General features: G+C 38.3%; 19 protein-coding genes and 4 tRNA genes. 12 read left to right on the top strand and 11 right to left on the bottom strand.

The genetic code is table 11. The features are described from left to right. The first annotated feature begins 2 nt into the window (after positions 1 to 2). Positions 3 to 1,250 (top strand): NADP-dependent isocitrate dehydrogenase, encoded by a 1,248-nt coding sequence (gene icd, locus ACUXZ4_RS01375; RefSeq protein WP_464973273.1) that lies wholly within the window; start codon positions 3 to 5, stop codon positions 1,248 to 1,250. 54 nt (positions 1,251 to 1,304) lie between these two features. Here the strand turns inward: icd and rpe are convergent, their stop codons facing one another. Next, on the bottom strand, positions 1,305 to 1,973 hold the full coding sequence (gene rpe / locus ACUXZ4_RS01370) for a ribulose-phosphate 3-epimerase (RefSeq protein WP_464973272.1): 669 nt from the start codon (positions 1,971 to 1,973) through the stop codon (positions 1,305 to 1,307). 157 nt (positions 1,974 to 2,130) lie between these two features. Between rpe and ACUXZ4_RS01365 the strand changes: the two genes are divergently transcribed. Both ACUXZ4_RS01365 and ACUXZ4_RS01360 read left to right on the top strand, forming a co-directional pair. Next, entirely contained in the window at positions 2,131 to 3,996 is a 1,866-nt protein-coding gene (locus tag ACUXZ4_RS01365; RefSeq protein ID WP_464973271.1) for a DUF294 nucleotidyltransferase-like domain-containing protein, read from the top strand. Next, on the top strand, positions 3,996 to 4,706 hold the full coding sequence (locus ACUXZ4_RS01360; RefSeq protein WP_464973270.1) for a 3'-5' exonuclease: 711 nt from the start codon (positions 3,996 to 3,998) through the stop codon (positions 4,704 to 4,706). Before ACUXZ4_RS01365 ends, ACUXZ4_RS01360 begins: the two co-directional genes overlap by 1 nt. A gap of 52 nt (positions 4,707 to 4,758) precedes the next feature. On the opposite strand, the gene ACUXZ4_RS01355 is transcribed toward ACUXZ4_RS01360, so the two are convergent. Then, a complete protein-coding gene (locus tag ACUXZ4_RS01355; RefSeq protein ID WP_464973269.1) occupies positions 4,759 to 6,432 on the bottom strand; it encodes a solute:sodium symporter family transporter in 1,674 nt (557 codons plus the stop codon). Between the two features lie 254 nt (positions 6,433 to 6,686). On the opposite strand from ACUXZ4_RS01355, the gene ACUXZ4_RS01350 reads away from it, so the two are divergent. Both ACUXZ4_RS01350 and ACUXZ4_RS01345 read left to right on the top strand, forming a co-directional pair. Beyond that, a complete protein-coding gene (locus tag ACUXZ4_RS01350; RefSeq protein WP_464973268.1) occupies positions 6,687 to 7,520 on the top strand; it encodes a MurR/RpiR family transcriptional regulator in 834 nt (277 codons plus the stop codon). A gap of 2 nt (positions 7,521 to 7,522) precedes the next feature. After that, positions 7,523 to 8,245, top strand: coding sequence for an RIO1 family regulatory kinase/ATPase domain-containing protein (locus ACUXZ4_RS01345; RefSeq protein ID WP_464973267.1), 723 nt, complete (start codon positions 7,523 to 7,525; stop codon positions 8,243 to 8,245). Between the two features lie 37 nt (positions 8,246 to 8,282). Here the strand turns inward: ACUXZ4_RS01345 and ACUXZ4_RS01340 are convergent, their stop codons facing one another. The 5 genes from ACUXZ4_RS01340 to ACUXZ4_RS01320 form a co-directional block, all read right to left on the bottom strand. Continuing rightward, positions 8,283 to 9,236: an ABC transporter permease gene (locus tag ACUXZ4_RS01340; RefSeq protein ID WP_464973266.1), complete on the bottom strand. Its 954-nt coding sequence runs from the start codon at positions 9,234 to 9,236 to the stop codon at positions 8,283 to 8,285. A gap of 70 nt (positions 9,237 to 9,306) precedes the next feature. Beyond that, positions 9,307 to 10,812: a sugar ABC transporter ATP-binding protein gene (locus tag ACUXZ4_RS01335; protein WP_464973265.1), complete on the bottom strand. Its 1,506-nt coding sequence runs from the start codon at positions 10,810 to 10,812 to the stop codon at positions 9,307 to 9,309. Between the two features lie 65 nt (positions 10,813 to 10,877). Next, positions 10,878 to 11,816, bottom strand: a complete 939-nt coding sequence (locus ACUXZ4_RS01330) for a substrate-binding domain-containing protein (protein ID WP_464973264.1) — start codon at positions 11,814 to 11,816, stop codon at positions 10,878 to 10,880. 236 nt (positions 11,817 to 12,052) lie between these two features. Then, complete coding sequence (locus ACUXZ4_RS01325) at positions 12,053 to 13,189, bottom strand: Gfo/Idh/MocA family protein (RefSeq protein WP_464973263.1); 1,137 nt, start codon at positions 13,187 to 13,189, stop codon at positions 12,053 to 12,055. 68 nt (positions 13,190 to 13,257) lie between these two features. Continuing rightward, the gene (locus ACUXZ4_RS01320; RefSeq protein ID WP_464973262.1) at positions 13,258 to 14,766 is read right to left on the bottom strand and encodes a CoA-acylating methylmalonate-semialdehyde dehydrogenase; all 1,509 of its coding nucleotides are present in this window, start codon (positions 14,764 to 14,766) and stop codon (positions 13,258 to 13,260) included. 223 nt (positions 14,767 to 14,989) lie between these two features. On the opposite strand from ACUXZ4_RS01320, the gene iolB reads away from it, so the two are divergent. Continuing rightward, the gene (gene iolB / locus ACUXZ4_RS01315; RefSeq protein WP_464973261.1) at positions 14,990 to 15,823 is read left to right on the top strand and encodes a 5-deoxy-glucuronate isomerase; all 834 of its coding nucleotides are present in this window, start codon (positions 14,990 to 14,992) and stop codon (positions 15,821 to 15,823) included. A 40-nt stretch (positions 15,824 to 15,863) separates the two neighbouring features. Here iolB and coaA read toward each other — a convergent pair whose 3' ends face one another. Next, entirely contained in the window at positions 15,864 to 16,811 is a 948-nt protein-coding gene (gene coaA, locus ACUXZ4_RS01310; RefSeq protein ID WP_464973260.1) for a type I pantothenate kinase, read from the bottom strand. A 210-nt stretch (positions 16,812 to 17,021) separates the two neighbouring features. On the opposite strand from coaA, the gene ACUXZ4_RS01305 reads away from it, so the two are divergent. The 5 genes from ACUXZ4_RS01305 to tuf all read left to right on the top strand — a co-directional run bounded on the left by ACUXZ4_RS01305 (position 17,022) and on the right by tuf (position 18,689). After that, positions 17,022 to 17,097: transfer RNA gene (locus tag ACUXZ4_RS01305), tRNA-Thr, on the top strand. Between the two features lie 26 nt (positions 17,098 to 17,123). After that, positions 17,124 to 17,208, top strand: a tRNA-Tyr gene (locus ACUXZ4_RS01300). A gap of 34 nt (positions 17,209 to 17,242) precedes the next feature. Beyond that, positions 17,243 to 17,317 (top strand) — tRNA-Gly (locus tag ACUXZ4_RS01295). A gap of 7 nt (positions 17,318 to 17,324) precedes the next feature. Then, a tRNA-Thr gene (locus ACUXZ4_RS01290) sits at positions 17,325 to 17,400 on the top strand. 104 nt (positions 17,401 to 17,504) lie between these two features. Beyond that, positions 17,505 to 18,689 (top strand): elongation factor Tu, encoded by a 1,185-nt coding sequence (gene tuf, locus ACUXZ4_RS01285; RefSeq protein ID WP_464973259.1) that lies wholly within the window; start codon positions 17,505 to 17,507, stop codon positions 18,687 to 18,689. Between the two features lie 180 nt (positions 18,690 to 18,869). Here the strand turns inward: tuf and ACUXZ4_RS01280 are convergent, their stop codons facing one another. Next, positions 18,870 to 20,231, bottom strand: coding sequence for a sodium-dependent transporter (locus ACUXZ4_RS01280; RefSeq protein ID WP_464973258.1), 1,362 nt, complete (start codon positions 20,229 to 20,231; stop codon positions 18,870 to 18,872). A 142-nt stretch (positions 20,232 to 20,373) separates the two neighbouring features. Continuing rightward, complete coding sequence (locus tag ACUXZ4_RS01275; protein ID WP_464973257.1) at positions 20,374 to 20,940, bottom strand: acetate uptake transporter; 567 nt, start codon at positions 20,938 to 20,940, stop codon at positions 20,374 to 20,376. 276 nt (positions 20,941 to 21,216) lie between these two features. On the opposite strand from ACUXZ4_RS01275, the gene adhE reads away from it, so the two are divergent. Next, the gene (adhE, locus tag ACUXZ4_RS01270) at positions 21,217 to 23,832 is read left to right on the top strand and encodes a bifunctional acetaldehyde-CoA/alcohol dehydrogenase (protein WP_464973256.1); all 2,616 of its coding nucleotides are present in this window, start codon (positions 21,217 to 21,219) and stop codon (positions 23,830 to 23,832) included. Positions 23,833 to 23,897: 65 nt separating this feature from the next. Here the strand turns inward: adhE and ACUXZ4_RS01265 are convergent, their stop codons facing one another. Further along, positions 23,898 to 24,173 (bottom strand): DsrH/TusB family sulfur relay protein, encoded by a 276-nt coding sequence (locus ACUXZ4_RS01265; RefSeq protein ID WP_464973255.1) that lies wholly within the window; start codon positions 24,171 to 24,173, stop codon positions 23,898 to 23,900. Positions 24,174 to 24,181: the final 8 nt, after the last annotated feature.

Genomic DNA, 24,181 nt, shown 5'->3' with positions numbered 1-24,181 from the left:
ATATGCAATCAAAGGTTATCATTCCAGCAGGCGAGAAAATTCAGCTCAATTCGGATGGTTCACTCAATGTGCCTGATCATCCGATTATTCCTTTTATTGAAGGCGATGGTATAGGTGTTGATGTGACACCTGCAATGCAACGTGTTATTGATGCAGCGGTAGAAAAATCCTATGCCGGTAAACGTAAAATCGCATGGATGGAAATTTATGCAGGTGGAAAAGCCAATGAAATTTATGGCGAAAATACATGGCTGCCCGATGAAACCATGACTTTCATTCGTGATTATCATGTGGCCATTAAAGGTCCATTGATGACCCCAGTTGGTGGCGGTATTCGCTCGTTAAATGTGGCAATGCGACAAGGTTTAGATCTATACAACTGTTTACGTCCCATTCGTTATTATGAAGGTACGCCAAGCCCGGTAAAACACCCAGAACTTGTGGACATGGTGATTTTTCGTGAAAATTCAGAAGATATTTATGCGGGAGTGGAATGGGTTGCAGGATCTGATGAAGCTAATAAAGTCATTGCATTTTTACAAAATGAAATGGGTGTGAAAAAAATCCGCTTCACTGAAGACTGTGGTATCGGTATTAAACCTGTGTCGAAACAAGGTACGCAACGTTTAGTGCGTGCTGCATTGCAATATGCTATCGATAATGACCGAGATTCTTTAACGCTTGTGCATAAAGGCAATATTATGAAATTTACCGAAGGGGCTTTCAAAGATTGGGGTTATCAAGTAGCACAAGAATTTGGTGCCCAATTGCTTGATGGTGGCCCATGGATGAGCTTGAAAAATCCAAAAACAGGCAGAGAAATTATCATTAAAGACAGCATTGCCGATGCTTTCTTACAAGAAATCCTCCTTCATCCAACGGATTATGATGTGATTGCCACGTTAAACTTAAATGGTGATTACATTTCCGATGCCTTAGCTGCACAGGTGGGCGGTATTGGTATTTCGCCAGGGGCAAATATTGGCGCTGAAGCCGCAATTTTTGAGGCAACTCATGGCACCGCACCGAAAATTGCAGGGCAAAATAAGGGCAATCCAGGCTCATTAATTTTAAGTGGTGAGATGATGTTGCGTCATTTAGGCTGGACGGAAGCCGCAGATTTGGTAGTTAAAGCTGTATCACAAACCATTGCCAATAAAACTGTTACCTTTGATTTCGCGGAAATGCTAGAAGGCGCAACTTTGCGTTCTACTTCTGAATTTGCGGAAGATATTGTGGCCAATATGTAATAGCGAAAGTGCGGTTAAAATTAAGAAAGTTTTGACCGCACTTTATGCGATAGATTAAGCTTTTGCTAACTCTACTCGCATTGCATCAATTACCTGTTGATAGTCAGGCTGATCAAAAATAGCAGAACCAGCAACAAAAGTATCTGCGCCTGCTTTGGCAATTTCTGCGATATTATTGACTTTCACGCCTCCATCTACTTCTAAGCGAATATTCAAACCGCTTGCATCAATGCGTTGGCGTACTTGGCGCAATTTGTCTAATGTAGATGGAATAAACGCTTGTCCACCAAAGCCTGGATTAACGGACATTAATAAAATTATATCTAATTTATCCATCACATAATCCAAATAATGTAATGGTGTGGCTGGATTGAAAACTAAGCCTGCTTTACATCCGTTGTCACGAATAAGTTGCAACGTGCGATCAATATGGGTGCTGGCTTCCGGATGGAAAGTAATATAACTTGCCCCCGCTTTTGCGAAATCAGTCACCAGGCGATCCACCGGACTTGCCATTAGATGCACATCAATAGGTGCGGTAATACCGTAATCACGTAGGGCTTTACAAATCGGTGCGCCAAAACTGAGATTAGGGACGAAGTGATTGTCCATGACATCAAAATGAATTAAATCTGCACCGCACTTGAGGACTTTCTCCACATCTTCACCCAAACGAGCAAAATCTGCAGAAAGAATAGAAGGGGCAATAAAATAAGGTTGCATATGGTTTCTCCTAAGTATTGAGAATATTATGGGTTTCGAGGCGTTATGATAAGTCAGCCTTGTTTATCAGGCAAGTTTACCATCGGAAAACTAGCGAAAAAATTGATTATCCTTCATAATAGGTTTGCATATCATCTTTCTGAACGCAGGCAATATAATGATTGATACGTCTTTAATTCCAAATATTGAATTATTTATAGCTCAGGTCCCTCCTTTAAATTATTTACCCCCCGAAGCCATTGCGCAGATCGCTAGCCAAATTGAAATTCGCTATATTCCAAAAGGCGAGCTCATTGTTTCTCATACGGAGCAAAATCCTCATCTTTACATTATTCGTATTGGTGAGGTGGATCAAATTGATGAGAAAGGTGATTTACGGGCAAAATTGGAAGAAGGAGCCATTTTTGGTTTTAGTATTTTTAATCGAGATGATCGTTATTCTGCGTTTGCTTTAGAAAATACCTTAATTTATCAAATCGCCTACCCTAATTTAGATGCCATCCTAAAACAGTACCCTGAGTTTGTGGATTATTTTTCGAATAATGTAAGCAAGCGTTTATCTCATGTCACTAAACATCATTTATCTCAGGGGCAGAACAATGTTTTGATGAAGACGGTAGCTGAAGTAGCCAATGCTAAGGTGGTTCGAGTGGAATCCCATACCTCCATTCAGGCAACGGCACAAGCTATGTCTAAAGAGAGACGTTCATCGGCGTTAGTTATGCAAGGGAATAATCTTATTGGTATTGTGAATGATCGTGATATGACTAAAAAAGCGATCGCACAGGGCATGGATATTTCCTTACCTATTACTGAAATTATGATCGAAAATCCACCGACAATACAAAGCTCAGATTTAGTTTTAAACGCTGTGTCAATCATGATGGCAAATAATGTACGAAGTTTACCGGTTTTATTAAATGGTAAAGTGCATAGTATTTTAACAGCGATTGATTTACTTAAATACACGAGTTTGCAATCTATTTTTATTGTCAATCAGATATTTCAGGCAGAGAACATTGCGCAGTTATTGTTGTTATCACAACAACGTCAGGATATTTTCCAGTCCCTTGTGCAAAGCGGTGCGGCTTACAATAATGTGATGAAAGTGATGACCTTAATTGCTGATGCCTTTAGTCAAAAGCTATTATCCTTGGCTGAGGAAACCTTTGGTCCGGCGCCTTGTGCTTATAGTTGGAATGTGCTGGGTTCACAAGCGCGGTATGAAATGCACTTATTTTCCGATCAGGACAGTAGCATTATTACTGAGCGTGAATTAAGTGATACGGAAAAAGACTATTTCCTTCAGTTAGCTCAATTTGTGGTGAATGGTTTGGCTCAATGTGGTTATGAACTGTGTTCTGGCGACTATATGGCAAATAACCCGCTTTGGTGTCAATCCTTACAACAATGGAAAGCTTATTTCGATGAATGGATTTTAAATCCAGAGCAGCAAGGCTTGTTGAATGCCTCTGTGTTTATGGATATTCGTACTATCCATGGTGATCCCGTTTTCGCGGAAAAGTTACAACAGCATATTGCCACTTTAACACAAAGTAATAAACGTTTCTTAGCGTTTATGGTTGCAAATTCAGTACGAGTTAAGCCACCGATCAGTATTTTCCGTAATTTTGTTTTATCAAAAGATGGTGAGCATAAAAATCAATTGAATTTGAAAAAACGAGCGATTAATTTGTTGGTGGATTTAGGACGGATTTATGCTTTCGCTGCTGGTGTATCGGAAACCTTGAGCACAGAGCAGCGCTTTAATCGTTGTTATCAGCTGGAGATTATGAATAAGGAAACTCTAGATAATGCCTTAGAAGCTTATCAATTTGTATGTGATCTGCGCTTTAAATATCAGGCACTTGCTTTGGCTGAGCAACAACCTGCGAGCAATTATATTGCACCAGATAAATTAACCTTATTGGAACGTAATCATTTGAAAGATGCTTTCCGCTTAATTTATAAATTCCAAGAAGCAGCGGAAATGCGGTTTTCACAGAAAGGGATTATGAGATAATGGTGCTAAAGTATTTTCTCAATCAATTTCATCCGTTGGTCAAATTAGAAAAACAACGCATAGAAATGTTGCAGCGTATTGATTATCCTGCGCCTTTAGCAAAAGCGCTGTCTTTTGCTTATCCCTCTTCTGATGCAGATTTGAGTCAACTTTCGTTTTTGGTGATTGATTTTGAAACGACGGGATTGAATTCGTTGATGGATAATGTGCTGAGCGTTGCTGCGGTGCCAATAGATAATTTGAGTATACAGCTGGCCTCTTCCATGCATATGTTTGTGGAACAAAAAATAGTGAAAAAAGACACCGCGGTTATCAATCATATTGTGCCGCAAATGCTCACAGATGCTTCGTCTTTAGATGAGGCGATGCAACAGCTTTTTTCCCTTATGCAAGGCAGGATTTTAATTGCACATGGTGCCAGTATTGAAAAACGTTTTATTTTGCACTATTTGTCTGTGCGTTATAACATTACGCAATTGCCTATGTTGTGGTTAGATACTCTGCGTATTGAGCGCTCTTTTGCAGACCCACAAGCTCAGCATTATCAATTAGCCAGTATCAGACAGAAATATCATTTGCCGGGATATATTACGCATAATGCGTTGGTGGATGCGGTTGCAACGGGAGAATTATTTTTAGCGCAACTTGTGCGTATCTTTGGTTCTCAAAAGAAAAGCTTGGGTGAAATATATAAACGTTCTTTATTTTGACCGCACTTGGATAAAAAAATCCACGAACTTATGTTCGTGGATTTTTTATATTCTATTTGAATTGTTTATTACGCTGATTCACAAGTACATAGAGGAAATATAAGACGGTACCTGCTGCAAAGCAATAGTAACCAATCCATACTGCGCTCGGTACATTATGTGCCATGAAGATATACATAGTAAGTGATAATAATGTGATAATTAATGACACAGGTTTCACGTAAGCCCAAGGCTCAATATCAACTTGTTTGGTATATTCTTCTTTGTATGGTGTTGCCATTGGTTTTAAGTAACCAATCACTAGCATAATGGTCACATTAGCAACGAATAGGATACCCACTAAGTGGAAGAAATGGATATCTAATTTCAAGATAAAGCGGCAAAGAATATAAGATGCCATACCGAAAATTAGCCCCACTTTTGCGGCAAGCGCTGGAACGCGTTTGGTTAATAAGCCTACGACTACCACACTTAAAATCGGTGCGTTAAATACGCCTTGTAATTCTTGGATTAAGTAGAATAAACCATCTGGCGCATTTGCAACTAATGGTGCAACGATCATCGCCGCTACTGCTAAAATAATACCTACAATTTTACCTACATTTACTAGTTTCATATCACTCGCGTTCGGATTAATTTTTACTTTATATACGTTGCGAGAGAATAAGGTTACAGAAGAGTTTAACGCACTGTTGAAAGTTGATAGTACGGCACCTACCACGACAGCAGCAAAGAAACCAACTAAAGCATCAGGTAGTACTAAGTGTACAAGATCTGGATAAGCTTGATCTGGAATATCTAATTTGCCTTGGAAAATATGGAATGCGATGATCCCTGGTAGGATAATTAATAAAGGCCCTAAGAGTTTTAAAAATGCACAGAATAAAACACCTTTTTGTCCTTCTTTTAAGTTTTTCGCACCAAGGGCACGTTGAATAATAGATTGGTTTGTACACCAGAAGAACATATTTGAAACAATAAGTCCGGTAAATAGGGTGGAGAACGGTACTACTGAATCAGGTGCACCGATGGAATTAAAGTGATCTGGATTAGAATGATAAAGTTCTTTTAGACCTTCCCAAACATTACCTTCACCAATATAGTTAAGTCCTAGAACGGTCACTAAAATACCACCTACTAATAAACCAACACCGTTAATGGTATCTGAAACAGCAACAGCTTTAAGACCACCAAAGATTGCGTAAATTGCGCCTAAGATACCGATGCCCCATACCATAATCCATAAAGCAGTGGTTTTGTCTACACCGAATACTTCTGATACTCTAAACAGACTTTCAAGCGCTAATGCACCAGTGTAAAGAACGATTGGTAATAATGAAATAACATAACAGCCTAGGAATAATAGAGACGTAATTAATAATGTCCCTTTATCAAAACGTTTTTCTAAGAATTCAGGTATGGTTGCAATACCGAGTTTGAGATATTTCGGTAGGAAGTAGAATGCAAACGCCGCAATAGTAATTGCCGCCATAACTTCCCAAGCCATTACGATAAAGCCGGAGCGATATGCTAAGCCATTTAAACCAACCAGATGTTCCGTTGATAAATTGGTTAACATCATTGAACCTGCGATAAACACCGCAGTAAGAGAGCGACCAGCTAAGTAATACCCTTCAGAATTACTTAAGTCATCATTGCGTGTATACCACCAAGCTATTACAGCAACTAGAGCTGTAAACCCGATGAATGAGATAAATGCTAACATAATTATTCCTTATCATATCTAGGTTAATCATTGGGTAAGAAAGATACAAAATAATGTTTCATTTTTGTATTATGATATGAAATATATATTTCATTTGCTGATTGTTCAAATATAAAATTTCATTTTTGTTAAGTAGATCAAGTTTTTTAATAATTGTTGTTACTATAAGAATAAAAAATAGGCAAAATAAAATAGATTTCTATCTGAAATATTTTGCGAGTATAATAATCAACAATGAGTTTATAGGAGGAATTATGTCTCAATCTTCCCAACTGACCAGCCTAAAAGAAGACATTCGCTTACGTTATGATTCATTAAGTAAGCGTTTGAAGCAAGTGGCTAAATATATTTTAGATAATGAGCATAGTATTATTTTTGACACCGTAGCAACCATTGCTGAACATGCGGATGTTCCCCCTTCTACACTGATCCGATTTGCCAATGCGTTCGGATTTAGTGGCTTTAATGAAATGAAACAGGTATTTCGTGAAAACTTGTTTGAAAATACCCCGAGTTATACCGAAAGATTACAGGTTTCGCGCAAGTTACTCGATCAAGAGCAAGGTGAAGAAAGTGCGGTGGATATTTTGAATGTTTTTTCCCAAGCAAATGCCTTAGCATTAAATCAATTACCTTTCCAAATTAATCATGCCGATTTGCAACAAGCCGTAGATATTTTAAATAAAGCACGAAATATTTTCATTATTGGTTTGAAACGTTCATTTAGTATTGCTTGCTATCTCGATTATGCTTTGCACCATCTTGAATGTAGCTCTTTTGTGATCAATGGCTTGGGTGGAATGTTTGATGAACAATTAAATCAGGTGAGAGCGGGTGATGTTGTTGTAGCAATTAGCTTTTCGCCTTATGCTAAAGAAACTCTTGATATCATGAATATTACTGCACAGAAAGGCATCAAACAGATTGCTATAACTGACAGTCAAATTAGTCCGTTATTAACCTTCAGTGATGTGTCTTTTGTGATTAAAGAAGCGCAAGTAAAAGGTTTCCGTTCGCAATGTTTAACTATGACCTTAGTGCAAGCGTTGGCAATTGCCCTTGGATTAGAGAAAGAAAAAAGTAAATAAATATGAATTTAGAACAATATGCGAAAGAATTGCAATTAACACATCCTGATAAAAGGACATATCGTTTTGAATTTGAAGGAAAATATTATTGGTTAAAACAACCAGAGAAAAACAAGGGTCGGATGCATTTTGTGAAACCCTTTCCTGTAAAAGCATTTGAGAAAGAAGTCGAACGCCTGACTGAATTACAGCAACAAAACGCTCCTATCCCTCATATTTATGTATTGAGCAGACATCTTGTTGTAATGGAGGATTGTGGCCCTCCGGTTTCTCATTGGCTATCGCAAAGTGCGGTGGATTTTGGACAAAAACAGCAGATTCTTACTGATAGTGCTAATGCATTGATTCAGTTGCATGAGCAAAATATTATTCATGGTCGCCCCTATCTGAAAGACATTTTATGGAAAAATGGCCAGGTACGTTTTATTGATTTTGAAGTGAAACCTTCATCTCAAAATCTACGCTGGAATAAAATCCGAGATACGATTTTATTTCTTTATGGTATCTGCCGAGATGGTGATATTGCTAAGGAGCAAATTCAGGCAACCTTGCATTATTACGCTGCCAATGGAGAAGCTGATATCTGGGATCATGCAATCAATAAGATTAATCAATTGAGCCTTTTCTATTATTTGTTGCTACCTTTTAAGAAAATTGCGGGTGGCGATTTACGAGCATTTTATTCATTGATTGAAAACATCATGACTTACAATAAAAAAGGTTAAAGAATATTCTTTAACCTTTTTATTTTATATCTATTTATTATCCTTTTTTACGGCGTTTTAGGGTATCTAATAATACAGCGACAACAATAATTCCACCTTTCACAATTTGTTGCCAATATGGGTCAACACCTAACATATTTAGCCCTTTGTTTGTTGTACCAATAATTAATGCACCGATTACGCACATTGGGATAGTACCAAAACCACCACTTAATGAAACACCACCAATAACTGCTGCGGCAATGGCATCAAGCTCCCATGATAGACCATAAGATGGGTTACCTGCATAAGTACGAGCAGCTAATAATGCACCTGCTAAACCAGATAACGCACCACCTAAAATATACACCCAAATAAGTGTTTTGGTTGTGTTGATACCACAAATTTTAGCAGCATTTAAGTTACCACCAACTGCATAAACATGACGGCCAAATGTAGAGCGGCTGAGTAAAATGTGTGAACCGATAACAATAAGGATATAAAGAATTACTAAACCAGGTAGGCCAAATAAATCCACATCAGCGATCCAAGTGAAGCTTTCTGATGAAGCATCAATTGGGCGACCATCAGAATAAAGCTGTGCAGCACCACGTGCGATAATCATCATACCTAATGTTGCAATGAATGGTGGAATACTTCCAATTGCGGTTAAACCACCATTGATGGCACCTAACATCGCACCAATTATAATTGAGGCACCAAATGCTGCGATAGCAGCAGAAACGGTATCACCACTAGTTACAATTGAAGCAGAAACAACTGCAGTTAATGCTACTACAGAACCTGAAGACAGGTCGATCCCTGTTGTGATAATGATGAAAGTCACACCGATAGCAATAATACCAAACATAGATACTTGTTCAATGATACTCCATACTGTTCGGGCAGAGAAAAATCCATCAATAGAGGCAGATAAACCTAAAAATAGGAGCACTAGAATTAATACCATTCCGTAGGAGTTAAGAATACGTTTTAACGTTGGATTTGACATAAGAAATACCTCGTTTATTTATCCTAAAATAAAAATTTGTAAATACATTTGATGATTAATATTATTATTTTTAGCCTGATGCCATTTCTAATACGCGTTCTTGCGTGAGTTCTGTATGTGGAATAATGCCCACTTGTCTTCCTTCATGCATGACCATCACTCTATCGCTCATAGAAAGGAGTTCGAGCATATCTGATGTAATCATAATGATTGTTTTTCCTTGTTTAGATAATTCAACCATTAATTTATAAAGCTCAGCTTTTGCTCCCACATCAATACCTTTTGTTGGCTCATCTAAGATTAAAATATCTGGCTCTAGCAATAACCAGCGTGCCAATAATACTTTTTGTTGATTTCCCCCTGAAAGATTGTTTGTAATCACTTCAACATTAGGCGCTTTGATTTTGAGTTTATCTTTTTGTTCATAAGCGGTTTTTTGTGCTCTTGTTACAGACACTAAGAAATTCTCTAAATATGGTGACATTTCCGGCATAATCATATTGTCAGTAATGCTTAAGTTTAAGAATAATCCTGTTAACTTACGATCTTCCGTTACAAAGCCGATTTTATATTTCATAGCATCTAACGGTGTTTTAATATCCGCTTTTTGTCCATGAATATAAATTTCACCTGATTCTGCTGGTTTATAGCCAAATAAGCCTTCTACAATTTCAGAACGTCCCGCTCCCACAAGACCTGCAATACCAAATATTTCACCTTTACGTACAGCAAAATTAATATTTTCGTATTTTCCTTCGCGGCAAAAATCTTTAATTTCTAGCACAATTTCATCAGATAGTTCAAAACGTTCTCTTTGGAACATTTCTGACATATCGCGACCTACCATCATAGAAATAAGCTGTTCTTTTGTTACTTCTTTGGTTGGTTTGGTATCTACGTATTGCCCATCACGAATAACAGTAATTTCATCTGATACAGTGAAGACTTCATCGAGTTTGTGTGAGATAAAAATAATTGCAATACCACGTTTTTTAATTTTCTCAATGATCTTATATAACTGCTCAACCTCGTTTTCAGTTAATGCTGTTGTGGGCTCATCCATAATAATGATTTTGGCATCATTCGAAACCGCGGTAGCAATGGCAACAAGTTGTGCTTTCGCCACAGAGACATCGGACATTTTGGCGGTAACATCCATTGGTACACCAAGATCTTTTAAGATTTCATCAGCTTGCTCATCCATCGCTTTTTGATCGAGGAAGAATTTACTTTTTGTTATTTCTCGACCTAAGTAGAAATTGTCAGCAATAGTCAAATTTGCTGCTGGTGAAATTTCTTGTGGCACCATGGTTAAACCCATTTTGATGGCATCGATTGGACGTGAAGGTTTAAATGGTTTGCCATCTAAAATGAGCTCGCCACCTTCATCTGGTTTATAAATACCATATAGCACTTTCATCAATGTTGATTTACCTGCGCCATTTTCTCCCATTAATGCGTGCACACTACCTGGTTTCACCTTGAGGTTGATTTGATCAAGTGCTTTTACACCAGGAAATGTTTTGGATACATTTCGCATTTCGAGAATGTAAGGAGAGTTATTTGCATTATTCATGTATGACCCCTCGTGTTACAATTAACTTATTACTAAGTGCGGTTATTTTTTCAATAGTTTTTGAATTACTTCTTATACTTTGATTGATATTCTTCTTTTTTATCTGGCGTGACTAATTCAAAAGCGACCCATTTCACATGAGGAATTTGTTCGCCTTTTGCTGCTCGGTAAGCGAGTTCTGCCGCGGCTTTACCTTGATCTTCAGCAGATTGGAAAACAGTGGCATCTAAACCTTCACCTAAATATTCGAGCGCATCAGCGGTTGCATCTAGTCCCACAATCGTAATATCTTCATCTTTGATATCTAATTTACGACTTGCTAGGATTGCACCAATCGCCATTTCATCATTGTTGCTGATAATAATATTTAGCCCAGGATGAGCAGCCAGTAAATTCTCCGCAATTTCTAACGCTTTGAGACGTTCCCATTTCCCTTCTTGTTCTGTAATCACTTTAATATTTGGATGCTGGGCTAAAATTTCTTTGTTGCCTTGAGTGCGTTTGGTTGTTGATTCTAGTCCTAGTGTTCCAAGGAATATTGCAACTTCAGCAGGTTTATCACCTAGTTTATTCACAATGAAATCAGCTTGAATACGTCCACCTTCAATTTCATCTGAACCGACATAGCTTGTAACTAATTCCATATCTTCATCATTGGGTTTTCTATTAACGACAATAAGTGGAATGTTGGCTTTTTTCGCTTTTTTACTGATCACCTTAATCATATTAGGATCTGTCGGAACAATTAATAAGGCATCAACACCTTGGCTAATAAATTCCTCAACATCATTAAGTAGATTGGTAGAGTCGCCATTCGCATCAGCTAATTTAAATTCAACATCTTCATGGGAATTATCAAAATCGCGAATTGCATCTTGTAGATAGGTCTGCCATTTATCTGCGAAGGATGCCATTGGTGCACCAATAACAAGATTTTTGGCAAATATCGGTTGAGAAGAGAGTAACAGACCAGCACATAATGTGGATAATAGTGCTTTTTTCATATTATACCCCTTAATTACAATTAAGAATAAATATCGCAACACTTATTTCATTTTTTCTTTTTAATGAAATAAATGATCTGTTTGCTATGTATAGCATTTCATAAGCAAAGCTACAATGCATATGTTGTGAATTTGTGAAATAGATCTCATTTTTAAAGCAAGTTTTTGGCATTAAATTGTGAGAGCAATAAAAAAGCGTTAACTAGCAAGTTAACGCTTTTTGGAACTATGAAATATTAGGCAATTTCTTTCACATTTACCCAACGTTTTTGTTCACAAGATAGTGCAATTGCATCTAATATTCTTGATACTTTGAAACCTTCCAGAAAATCAGGATACATTTCTTGATTGTTAGCAATACCATTGACTAAATCTCTGATTTCTACTGTTTTTTGATCATTAAAACCAATACCATGACCAGCACTTACACAGAAGTTTTTATAATCTGGATGGAGCGGACCTGTTAATATGGTTTTAAAACCTTGTCTAGCAGGGTCATCACTATGTATATAAAGTTTTAGCTCAGCCATACGTTCTTGGGTATAACTAATGGTTCCTTTTGTACCTGTAATGACATAGCTTAGTCCCATTTTACGTCCGCAAGCGATACGAGAAGTTTCAATTGTACCCATTACACCATTAGCAAAGCGTACAAGTGCGGTGGCTTGATCTTCATTTTCTACAGGCAAGCGTTCTGATAAATTTTGTGGGTTTGGTCGCGTTTTAATAACAGTTTCCATGTCGCCGATAACTTGCTCAATATCTTGACCCACTAAATATTGCGACATTTGCACGATATGTGCTGATAAATCACCTAGAGCGCCCAATCCTGCTTTTTCTTTCACGCAATGCCAATCAAGCGGTGTATTTTCGCTCGCTAAATAATCTTCGTTGTGTGTACCATAAAAATGAATCACATCGCCTATTTCACCGCGTTCAATAATTTCTCGTGCAAGCTGAGTGGTTGGATTTTTAATATAATTAAAACCAACTAATGTTTTAACGCCTGCTTTCTCAGCTGCTTCATACATGATTTTCGCATCAGCGGCGGTCAAAGCTAATGGTTTTTCTGAATAAACGTGTTTACCATTGGCAATAGCTGCTAATGCAATTTCTTTATGTAAGAAATTTGGGGTGCAAATATCAACTACATCAACATTTGGATCTTTTACAACATCTTGCCAATTTCCTGTTGAACGACTAAACCCGAACTCTTGTGCTTTTTGTGCTGCGAGTTCAGGGGTGATTTCTGCTAAATATTCCAATTTTAATTTGGCATCTAAAGGGAAAACTGTTGGTGCTTGTGCATAAGCAATCGCATGGCAACGTCCGATGTAGCCTGTTCCAATAAGTCCAATTCTTACTTCTTTCATTTTATATTCCTTAAATCGCGCATATAAAAATAGAGGAGGCGTTACGCTCCCCTATTTATTTTGGTATGTTATAAAGTTGGCATACTAAATGCTGCACCTTCTGTAACACGTGCATTCGGCCAACGAGTTGTTACAGTTTTCATTTTCGTATAGAAACGAACACCGTCTGGACCATAAACATTTAATGCACCGTAAGCAGAGTGTTTCCATCCACCGAAGCAGTGGAATGCCATTGGAACTGGAATTGGTACGTTGATACCGACCATACCCGCTTGAACATGGTAAGCAAATTCTCTTGCTGTACCGCCGTCAGCAGTGAAAATTGCTGTACCGTTACCATAAGGATGCTCATTGATTAATTTCATTGCTTCTTCGAAGCTTTTCGCACGAACAATACCTAATACAGGCCCGAAGATTTCTTCTTTATAGATCACCATGTCAGGCGTAACGTTGTCGAATAATGTACCACCAATAAAGTAACCATTTTCGTAACCAACTGGTTTTTTGCCTCGTCCATCGACAACTAATGTTGCACCTTCTTCCACACCTTTATCAATATAACCTGTTACATTTTCTAAATGAGCTTTGGTAATTAATGGGCCGAAATCCATTTCTTTTTCGCCTTCTTTTGGAATACCAGGACCATAACGTAAGGCTTCTACTTTTGGTTTTAATGCAGCAACTAATTTATCTGCTGTTTCATCATCAATGGTTACAGCTAATGGTAATGCCATGCAACGCTCACCAGCTGCACCAAACGCTGCACCTAATAATGCATTTGCAGTGGTTTCAATATCTGCATCTGGCATAACTAAACCATGGTTTTTCGCTGCACCTAATGCTTGTACACGTTTGCCGTATTCAGAACCGACTTTATGTACATGTGCTGCAGCAGTAGTTGAACCAACAAAGCTTACTGCTTTCACACGTGGATCGCGTAATAGAATATCGTTATCACGACGGTCACCATGCACCACATTGAATACACCATCTGGTAAGCCCGCTTCTTTTAATAATTCCGCTAAACGAATTGATAATGAAGGGTCTGCTTTTGCTGGTTTTAAAATAAATGTATTACCACAAGCAAGCGCAATTGGGAACATCCACATTGGCACCATTGCTGGGAAGTTGAATGGTGTAATACCAACAGTTACTCCTAATGGTTGCATTGCTGAGTGAATGTCAATACCGCGTCCTGCTTGCTCAGAGAATTCACCTTTTAATAAATGTGGAATACCGCAAGCAAATTCAACTACTTCTAAACCGCGAGTTAATTCACCACAAGAGTCTGAATAAACTTTACCATGTTCTTCAGTGATGATACGCGCTAATGAATCCCAATCTCTTTGTAATAATTCTTTAAATTTAAATAGGATACGCGCACGACGTAATGGAGAGGTTGATGCCCATGCTGGGAACGCTTTTTGTGCTACATCTACCGCTTCATTAACTTCGTCAGCAGTACTCATAACAACTTGGCGAATTTGTTCACCTGTTGCAGGGTTAAAAATAGGCCAAGCTTCAGTGCCTTTGCTTGGTACTTGTTTGCCGTTAATAAAATTATAAACAGTTTCCATTTTTTACTCCTCATGTCTGGATAAATTGAAATGCTATTAAGCTAAAATCATTGTTGTACAGATTAGATCAAAATAAACATCAACTCAATTCATTTTTTGAAAAAATGAAATAAATGTTTCATTTTGTGATCTAGGTCTAATTTTTGAGAATTTTTTGGTGGCTAATATGATGAAGTGCGGTATTATTTTGACGTGTTTTTAAACTCTATTTGTGAGGTCTGCGATGAGCTATTTATTATCTAAATCCTTAAAAAATAATCCTCAACCTAATGGATTGGTTCAAAAAGTCACCCCTCAGAATGCAAATTGGGAATATGTTGGCTTTGAAATGTACCATTTGGAAAAAGGACAAGTGTTGACGTTGGATACTGAAGATACGGAAGCTTGTTTGGTTCTCGTATCAGGATATGCAACCGTTCAGGTTAAAGAAACGATTTTTGACAACATAGGAAATCGTTCGACACCATTTGAGCGAATTCCACCTTATTCTGTTTATGTACCACATCACCAAGATGTGAAGGTGACGGCAAATTCTTATTTAGAACTGGCTGTTTGTAGAGCGCCAAGTTCTGGGAATTTACCACCACGTTTAATTGCGCCAGAAGATGTTGGTGTAGAGAAACGAGGTTATGGAAATAACAAACGTTTAGTGCATAATATTTTACCTGAAACTGAAATTGCGGATTCTTTACTTGTTGTTGAAGTGTTTACTGATGAAGGAAATACAAGTTCATATCCTAGTCACAAACATGATGATAAAAATAGCGAAGTTGAAACCTATTTAGAGGAAACCTATTATCATCGTTTTGAGCCTGCTCAAGGGTTTGCATTACAACGTGTTTATACAGATGATCGTTCTTTAGATGAATGTATGGCAGTATATGATGGTGATGTTGTTAAGGTACCTAAAGGTTACCATCCTGTGGCAACGATTGCTGGCTATAATAACTATTATTTAAATGTGATGGCGGGGCCTGTTCGCCAATGGCGTTTCACTTGGGAGAAAGATCATACTTGGGTAAATTCCGACCAATATGCGGATAAATTCAAAAAATAATTGAAAGAAATAGACCCATTATTCCATTTGGAATAATGGGTTATTTTCTTAATTTTACTAATTCAACTGCGTGGTCTGCGCCTTTCTTTAAAATCAGATTAGCCCTTTCTCTTGTTGGTAAAATATTTTCTCTTAAATTTAATCCATTGATATTTTCCCAAATAGTACTCGCGGTATGAATTGCTTCTTGTTCCGACAAATTAGCATAATGTTTAAAATAAGAATTGGGATCATTGAACGCACTTTTACGGAATTTGAGGAAGCGGTGAATGTACCACTGTTTCAATAATTCCTCTTCTGCATCTACATAGATTGAGAAATCGACAAAGTCAGAAACAAAGGTTTTTGCCTTGTTACCTGTTTGCAGTACATTTAATCCCTCTAAGATTAAAATATCGGGTTTATCAACAATATCGAATTGGTCTGGAATAATGTCGTAGGTTAAATGAGAATAAATTGGTGCAGCAACATCGCCTTTCCCGGACTTGATATCGGCTAAAAACTGTATTAATTTTTGTGTGTCGTAAGAAACCGGAAACCCTTTCTTTTGTAATAATTTTTTTTCCTGTAAGACGGCTAATGGATAGAGAAATCCGTCTGTGGTAATTAAATCGACTTTTCTTACATGAGGCCAATGGCTCAGTAAGGATTGTATTATACGTGCAGAAGTGCTTTTACCGACAGATACACTTCCTGCAATACTAATAATGTAGGGAACTTTGTGGTTTTTACCGCCGAGGAAACGATTGAGTACCGTTTGGCGACGCAGGTTTTCTTCAATGTAGTAATTGATAAGCCGCACTAATGGCAAATAAATAGTACTCACTTCATCAAGGGAAAGGTCTTCATTAAAACCCAACAAGGGTTTGAGGTCCTGTTCTGTTAATTTGAGAGGAACGGATTTTCTTAATTCAGCCCATTGTTCACGCTGAAAAGTTAAAAAGGGACTGAGAGAGTCCACTATGGAATGAGGATCTTTTACCAGCATAATCACTTTTTATATCACCATATGTAAGTACAGAATATACCCTAATCAAATGAAGCTTGCAGAATAATTTTAGGAAAATAATTAAAATATAGATGAAAAAACACTTTTTTGCTTGTTTATTAGTCGAATGGTTAAAAAAATTTATTTTTTTGCAAAAAGTACTTGTCAGACGATAAAATTTCCCTATAATACGCCTCACTTGCTTACGACGCCGACTTAGCTCAGTAGGTAGAGCAACTGACTTGTAATCAGTAGGTCACCAGTTCGATTCCGGTAGTCGGCACCATTATCGTAAACAAGACATAAAGATGTGGAGGGGTTCCCGAGCGGCCAAAGGGGGCAGACTGTAAATCTGTTGGCTCAGCCTTCGAAGGTTCGAATCCTTCTCCCTCCACCATTCCAAATTTGATGGGACAGATGAATTAAGGACTGCGGGCATCGTATAATGGCTATTACCTTAGCCTTCCAAGCTAATGATGCGGGTTCGATTCCCGCTGCCCGCTCCAAGAAAGCGCTGATATAGCTCAGTTGGTAGAGCGCACCCTTGGTAAGGGTGAGGTCGGCGGTTCAAATCCGCCTATCAGCACCATTCTTTAATTTCACTTTTCCTTTTAAACTAAACCGTAAACAATACATTAGGTTAATGTGGTGTTATTGTACCATCGATAACCGTGTTTTTTAGAGGGACTTTCAATGTCTAAAGAAAAATTTGAACGTACAAAACCGCACGTAAACGTGGGTACAATCGGCCACGTAGACCACGGTAAAACAACTTTAACAGCAGCGATTACCACAGTATTAGCGAAAAACTACGGTGGTGCAGCACGAGCATTCGACCAAATTGATAACGCGCCAGAAGAAAAAGCGCGTGGTATTACCATCAATACATCACACGTTGAATATGATACCCCAACTCGCCACTACGCCCACGTAGACTGTCCAGGACACGCGGACTATGTTAAAAACATGATTACTGGTGCGGCACAAATGGATGGTGCAATCTTAGTAGTAGCAGCAACAGATGGTCCAATGCCACAAACTCGTGAGCACATCTTATTAGGTCGCCAAGTAGGTGTACCTTACATCATCGTATTCTTAAACAAATGCGACATGGTAGATGACGAAGAGTTATTAGAATTAGTAGAAATGGAAGTGCGTGAACTTCTATCTCAATATGACTTCCCAGGTGATGATACACCAATCGTACGTGGTTCAGCGTTACAAGCATTAAACGGCGTAGCAGAGTGGGAAGAAAAAATCATTGAATTAGCGGGTCACTTAGACTCTTATATCCCAGAGCCAGAGCGTGCGATTGATAAACCATTCTTATTACCAATCGAAGACGTATTCTCAATCTCAGGTCGTGGTACAGTAGTAACAGGTCGTGTAGAGCGCGGTATCATCCGTACAGGTGATGAAGTAGAAATCGTTGGTATCAAAGACACAACCAAAACTACAGTAACTGGTGTTGAAATGTTCCGTAAATTATTAGACGAAGGTCGTGCGGGTGAAAACATTGGTGCATTATTACGTGGTACTAAACGTGAAGAAATCGAACGTGGTCAAGTATTAGCGAAACCAGGTTCAATCACTCCACACACAGACTTCGAATCAGAAGTTTACGTATTATCAAAAGAAGAAGGTGGTCGTCATACTCCATTCTTCAAAGGTTACCGTCCACAGTTCTACTTCCGTACAACAGACGTAACTGGTACGATTGAATTACCAGAAGGCGTAGAGATGGTAATGCCTGGTGACAACATCAAAATGACTGTGAGCTTAATTCACCCAATCGCGATGGACGAAGGTTTACGTTTTGCGATTCGTGAAGGTGGCCGTACAGTAGGTGCTGGCGTTGTAGCGAAAATCATCAAATAATTGATTGATAAATCAATAAATATAAAAAGGCGTATCGAAAGGTACGCCTTTTTTGTATGTGATATTTGTTGCAAAGATGACGAAAAGTGCGGTGGAAAATACGCTACTTTTATTACTTAGAAATTATGTTATCAACAAAAGAAAGAAGAAAAGAATTAGGGGACTTTTGTCCCCTAAGATTTAATTGAAATTACCTGAATAGAAGATGATAAGAATAATAATCGGGATAATGAATTTCACATAGTTGAACCAAATGGCTGTGAATTTTTCTCCTGCGCCTAATTCTTTTTTCGCTTCATCTTTTAATACATAACCGACGAAGATAGCACTACCAAGTGCGGTTAAAATAAAGAGAATATTGCCACTAATATAGTCGAATGCATCAAAAATGCTTAAGCCCATAATACGTGTATCAGCCCATATATTGTCCCCTAAGGTTGAAGGAATATTACCTAAAATGAAAGTTGAACCGAGGGTTAAGGCAATAGCTTTTTTGCGACTGAGTTTGGTTTTCTCTTGTAACGCAGTAATCAGTACTTCATAAATGGTTAATGAAGTTGTGAGTGCCGCAATAATGAGCAAGCCAAAGAAAATCGTGGCGAAAATGCTACCCGCCCACATATGTGAGAATACAATTGGTAAGCTTTGGAATACGAGGGTTGGACCTGAATTTGGTGCTACATTAAAGGTAAATAATGAAGGAAAAATCATAAAGCCAGCAGCGAGTGCGATTAATGTGTTGATCACTCCGGTAATTGTGGCTGTTTTAATGAGATTTTCTTTTTTATCTAAGTAACTTGATAAGGTAATTAATACACCAAAGCCGAGGCTGAGTGCGAAGAATACTTGCCCGAGAACAAAGATAAACAGCTCTTTTGTAATTTTAGAGAAATCCGGCACTAAATAAAATTTTATGCCTTCAGATGCTCCCGGTAATGTGATGTTGCGCACGATCATGACGAGCAAGAAAATAAATAATAATGGCATCAGATATTTAACTGATCGTTCAATACCATCTACAATCCCTTTTGCTAAAATCACATAGTTCGTGATCACAAAAAGTGCGGTGTAAATTAGGATAGTTTTGGGATCGTTTTGGATATGTTGGGTAAAGAAGTTTGAGGTGGTTTCAATAGTGACAGGCGAAGATAAATCCAGATTACCAGAAATTAGGCTGCCAATATAAGTCAGTACCCAGCCACCTAGCACCATGTAATAGGCAAGAATACCAAAAGAACCTAATAACCCCATGTAACCTAGTATTTTCCAAGCCGGATGAATTTTTTTACCATTGGCAGAGCCTGCAAAAGCATCAACGGAATTGATGCGCATACGGCGACCAATCACATTCTCCACTAAGATCATAGGAATACCAATGACGATCATCGCAATACAGAAAAGTAAAACATAAGCACCGCCGCCATGTTCGCCAACTAAATAAGGAAAGCGCCAAGTGGCACCGAAACCAATGGTTGCACCTGCGACAGTGAGGACGTAAGTTAAGCGACTTGACCAAGATTGTCGTTTTTCTTGCGTTGTCATAATTACCTCAAAATTAAGTCATAAATAGCTTGATAAAGCATGTAGAGTGAAAGTTGCAAATTATAGCATTAAAATCTGCCGAGCGATAAAAAATAAGGTTTAAATCGGGAAGATTTAAACCTTATTTAATTGAAACGATAAATTATTTTGGTTCGCCAATTGGTAATACTGTGCGACCGAAGCTTTCGTTAATCATTTCTGCTGCGGCAAGGTAGAATGCACATAACGCAGTGATGAAACCTAGATAGCCACCAATGTTTACGATGCTATGATTACCTGTTGCATCGCCAATAGCTAACGCATAGAAAGTTAAGGTTAAGAAAAAGAAAATAGCGCGTAATGCTTTTGCTTTTGCTAAAGTACCTAAGAACATCATAAAGGTAAATGTCCCCCATGCAGCTAAATACCAAGCAACGAAAGTTGCTGGTGTTTCGCCTTTGAAGAAGGTTACAAATAACGCCCAAGACCACCAGAATGCGCCGTAGCTTGTGAATGCAGTGAAACCAAAGGTATTGCCTTTTTTGAATTCGAACATACCTGCGATCATTTGTGCTGTACCACCGAAAGCGAATGCCATCGCTACGACTAATCCAACGCTTTTACCATCAAAAATACCGGCATTGATTAAACATAATAACCATGTTGTTAAGGCAAAACCGCATAAACCTAATGGACCTGGATTGGCTAAGCCATCTTTTGTTGCTGACATAAAATTTCCTTGAAATTTGAAATAATTAAGAGTGATAAAAAAGGGCGATAGTATGGCGGATTTTTGTGCAGAAATAAAGAGGGTACAAGAAAAATATCTTTTGTAGTTATGCTTTTGGAGTAGGCTTGCTCAAAAATGCTCAATAAATGTTATATTTCGGCAAAAAGTTTGATCGCGATCACACTTTTTTGATAATTTTTCTATAAATTTAACTCTAAATAAGTATAATTCTCCTTAGTAATAATTTTTAATTTTTAACCACTAGGAGAAATCATTATGAGTAATGCTGTAGAAAATGCAGTGAGTCCTGCTCAAGCTGAAGTAAATGCCCTTGTAGAAAAAGGTTTGGTTGCATTGGAAGAATTCCGTCAACTTAATCAAGAGCAAGTGGATTACATTGTCGCAAAAGCGTCAGTTGCAGCTTTAGATAAACATGGTGTACTGGCTATGCATGCTTATGAAGAAACTGGACGCGGTGTCTTTGAAGATAAAGCGACCAAAAACTTGTTTGCTTGTGAGTATGTAGTAAACAATATGCGTCATTTAAAAACAGCTGGCGTGATCAGCGAAGATGATGTAACTGGTATTACTGAAATTGCTGATCCTGTTGGTGTAATTTGTGGTGTAACTCCAACCACTAACCCAACCTCAACAACGATTTTCAAATCACTTATTGCGTTAAAAACACGTAACCCAATCGTATTTGCGTTCCACCCATCTGCACAACAATCATCTGCTCATGCAGCTCGTATCGTGTATGAAGCAGCAGTTGCAGCGGGTGCGCCGAAAAACTGTGTTCAATGGATTGAAACTCCTTCCATGGAAGGTACTTCTGCGTTAATGAAACACCCTGGTATCGCAACAATTCTTGCAACTGGTGGTAATGCAATGGTTGAAGCGGCTTATTCTTGCGGTAAACCAGCATTAGGTGTTGGGGCAGGTAACGTACCAGCTTATGTAGAAAAATCAGCAGATGTGAAACAAGCAACTCATGATATCGTTATGTCAAAATCTTTTGATAACGGTATGATCTGTGCATCTGAGCAAGCGGCAATTGTTGATGCAGAAATCTATGATGAGTTTGTTGCTGAAATGAAATCTTATGGCGTGTATTTCGTTAATAAGAAAGAAAAAGCATTATTAGAAGAATTTATTTTTGGTGTGAAAGCAAATGGTGCAAATTGCGCTGGTGCTAAATTAAATCCAAATGTAGTTGGTAAACCAGCAGCGTGGATTGCAGAACAAGCCGGCTTTAAAGTACCAGAAAAAACCAACATTTTAGTTGCTGAATGTAAAGAAGTTGGTGAAAAAGAGCCATTAACTCGTGAAAAATTATCACCTGTATTAGCGCTATTAAAATCAAATTCAACTGAAGAAGGTTTAGCCTTCTCAGAAGCGATGGTGAACTTCCATGGTTTAGGTCACTCAGCTGCGATTCATACTAAAGATACTGAATTAGCTAAACGTTTCGGTGAGAAAGTGAAAGCAATTCGTGTGATTTGGAATTCACCTTCTACCTTCGGTGGTATCGGTGACGTATATAACTCTTTCCTCCCATCATTAACCTTGGGTTGTGGTTCTTACGGTAAGAACTCCGTAGGGAATAACGTAAGTGCAATGAATTTAGTGAATATCAAACGTGTGGGAAGACGGAGAAATAATATGCAATGGTTTAAAGTGCCTTCAAAAATCTATTTTGAACGTGATTCAATCCAATATCTACAAACAATGAAAGGCATTGAACGTGTAATGATCGTGACTGACCGAGCAATGGTCGATTTAGGATTTGTAGATAGAATTGCTGAACAATTACGTTTAAATCACCAAGGCGTAACCTATCAATTATTTGCGGACGTAGAACCAAACCCAAGTATTGAAACAGTACAACGTGGTACAGAATTAATGCGTAGCTTCCAACCTGACACTATTATTGCGTTAGGTGGCGGTTCACCAATGGATGCAGCAAAAGTAATGTGGTTATTCTATGAGCAACCTGAAGTTGACTTCCACGATTTAGTACAGAAATTCATGGATATCCGTAAACGTGCGTTCAAATTCCCGCAATTAGGACGTAAAGCGAAATTCATCGGTATCCCAACTACTTCTGGTACAGGTTCTGAAGTAACACCATTCGCGGTAATCACTGATGGCGATATTAAATATCCATTAGCGGACTACTCATTAACACCAACCATTGCTATTGTTGACCCTGCATTAGTGATGTCTGTACCAGCACATGTTGCGGCAGATACAGGTTTAGACGTGTTAACTCACGCGACTGAAGCTTATGTGTCAATCTTAGCAAATGACTTTACTGATGGTCTTGCATTACAAGCAATCAAACTTGTGTTTGAAAACTTAGAAAAATCAGTGAAAGAAAAAGAGCCAATGGCACGTGAAAAAATGCATAATGCTTCAACTATGGCTGGTATGGCGTTTGCTAATGCATTCTTGGGTATTTGTCACTCAATGGCTCACAAAATTGGTGGTAAATTCCACACTGTTCATGGTCGTACCAATGCAATCTTACTGCCACACGTTATTCGTTATAACGGTACTCGTCCAACTAAATTAGCAACTTGGCCGAAATATTCAAGCTATGTAGCTGATAAACGTTACCAAGATATCGCGAAAATGTTAGGCTTACCAGCATCAACGCCTGCGGAAGGTGTAGAATCTTACGCTAAAGCTTGCTATGACTTAGCGGTACGTTGTGGCGTGAAAATGTCATTACGTGATCAAAGTGTTGATGAGCAAGAATTCTTAGCTGCACGTCGTGAGCTTGCATTAAATGCATACGAAGACCAATGTACACCGGCTAACCCACGTTTAGCAATGGTGGAAGATATGGAAGAAATTATGACTAAAGCCTTCTATGGTGAAGAGAAATAATTTCCTAAAACCTTAAAAATTAACACCGCACTTTAATTCCAAGTGCGGTGTTTTTTTATCAAGTTTTATAAAGCCAATTGAGGATGATATTGTTCTGTCAGTTTGACCAGTTCGGCGAGCGAAATAGGTTGGATTGTTGCTGGCATGGTCAGATTTCGTGCTTGCAAATCAACTTCTACGGCATAGCAATTGGCAGTTAATTGCTGAAATAATTGTGGATATTTGAGAGGTAATAACACCGCATTTTGCCATAAAACCACCGCATCATTGGCTGTGATTTGCTGTAAATAGCGATTTAGCTCCGCATCGGCATAATTGGCTTGGGAAAACGTATAAAGCATAGCTATCC

Source organism: Reella acinonychis (assembly GCF_052828705.1).
This window is presented reverse-complemented; position numbering and strand designations above follow the sequence as displayed.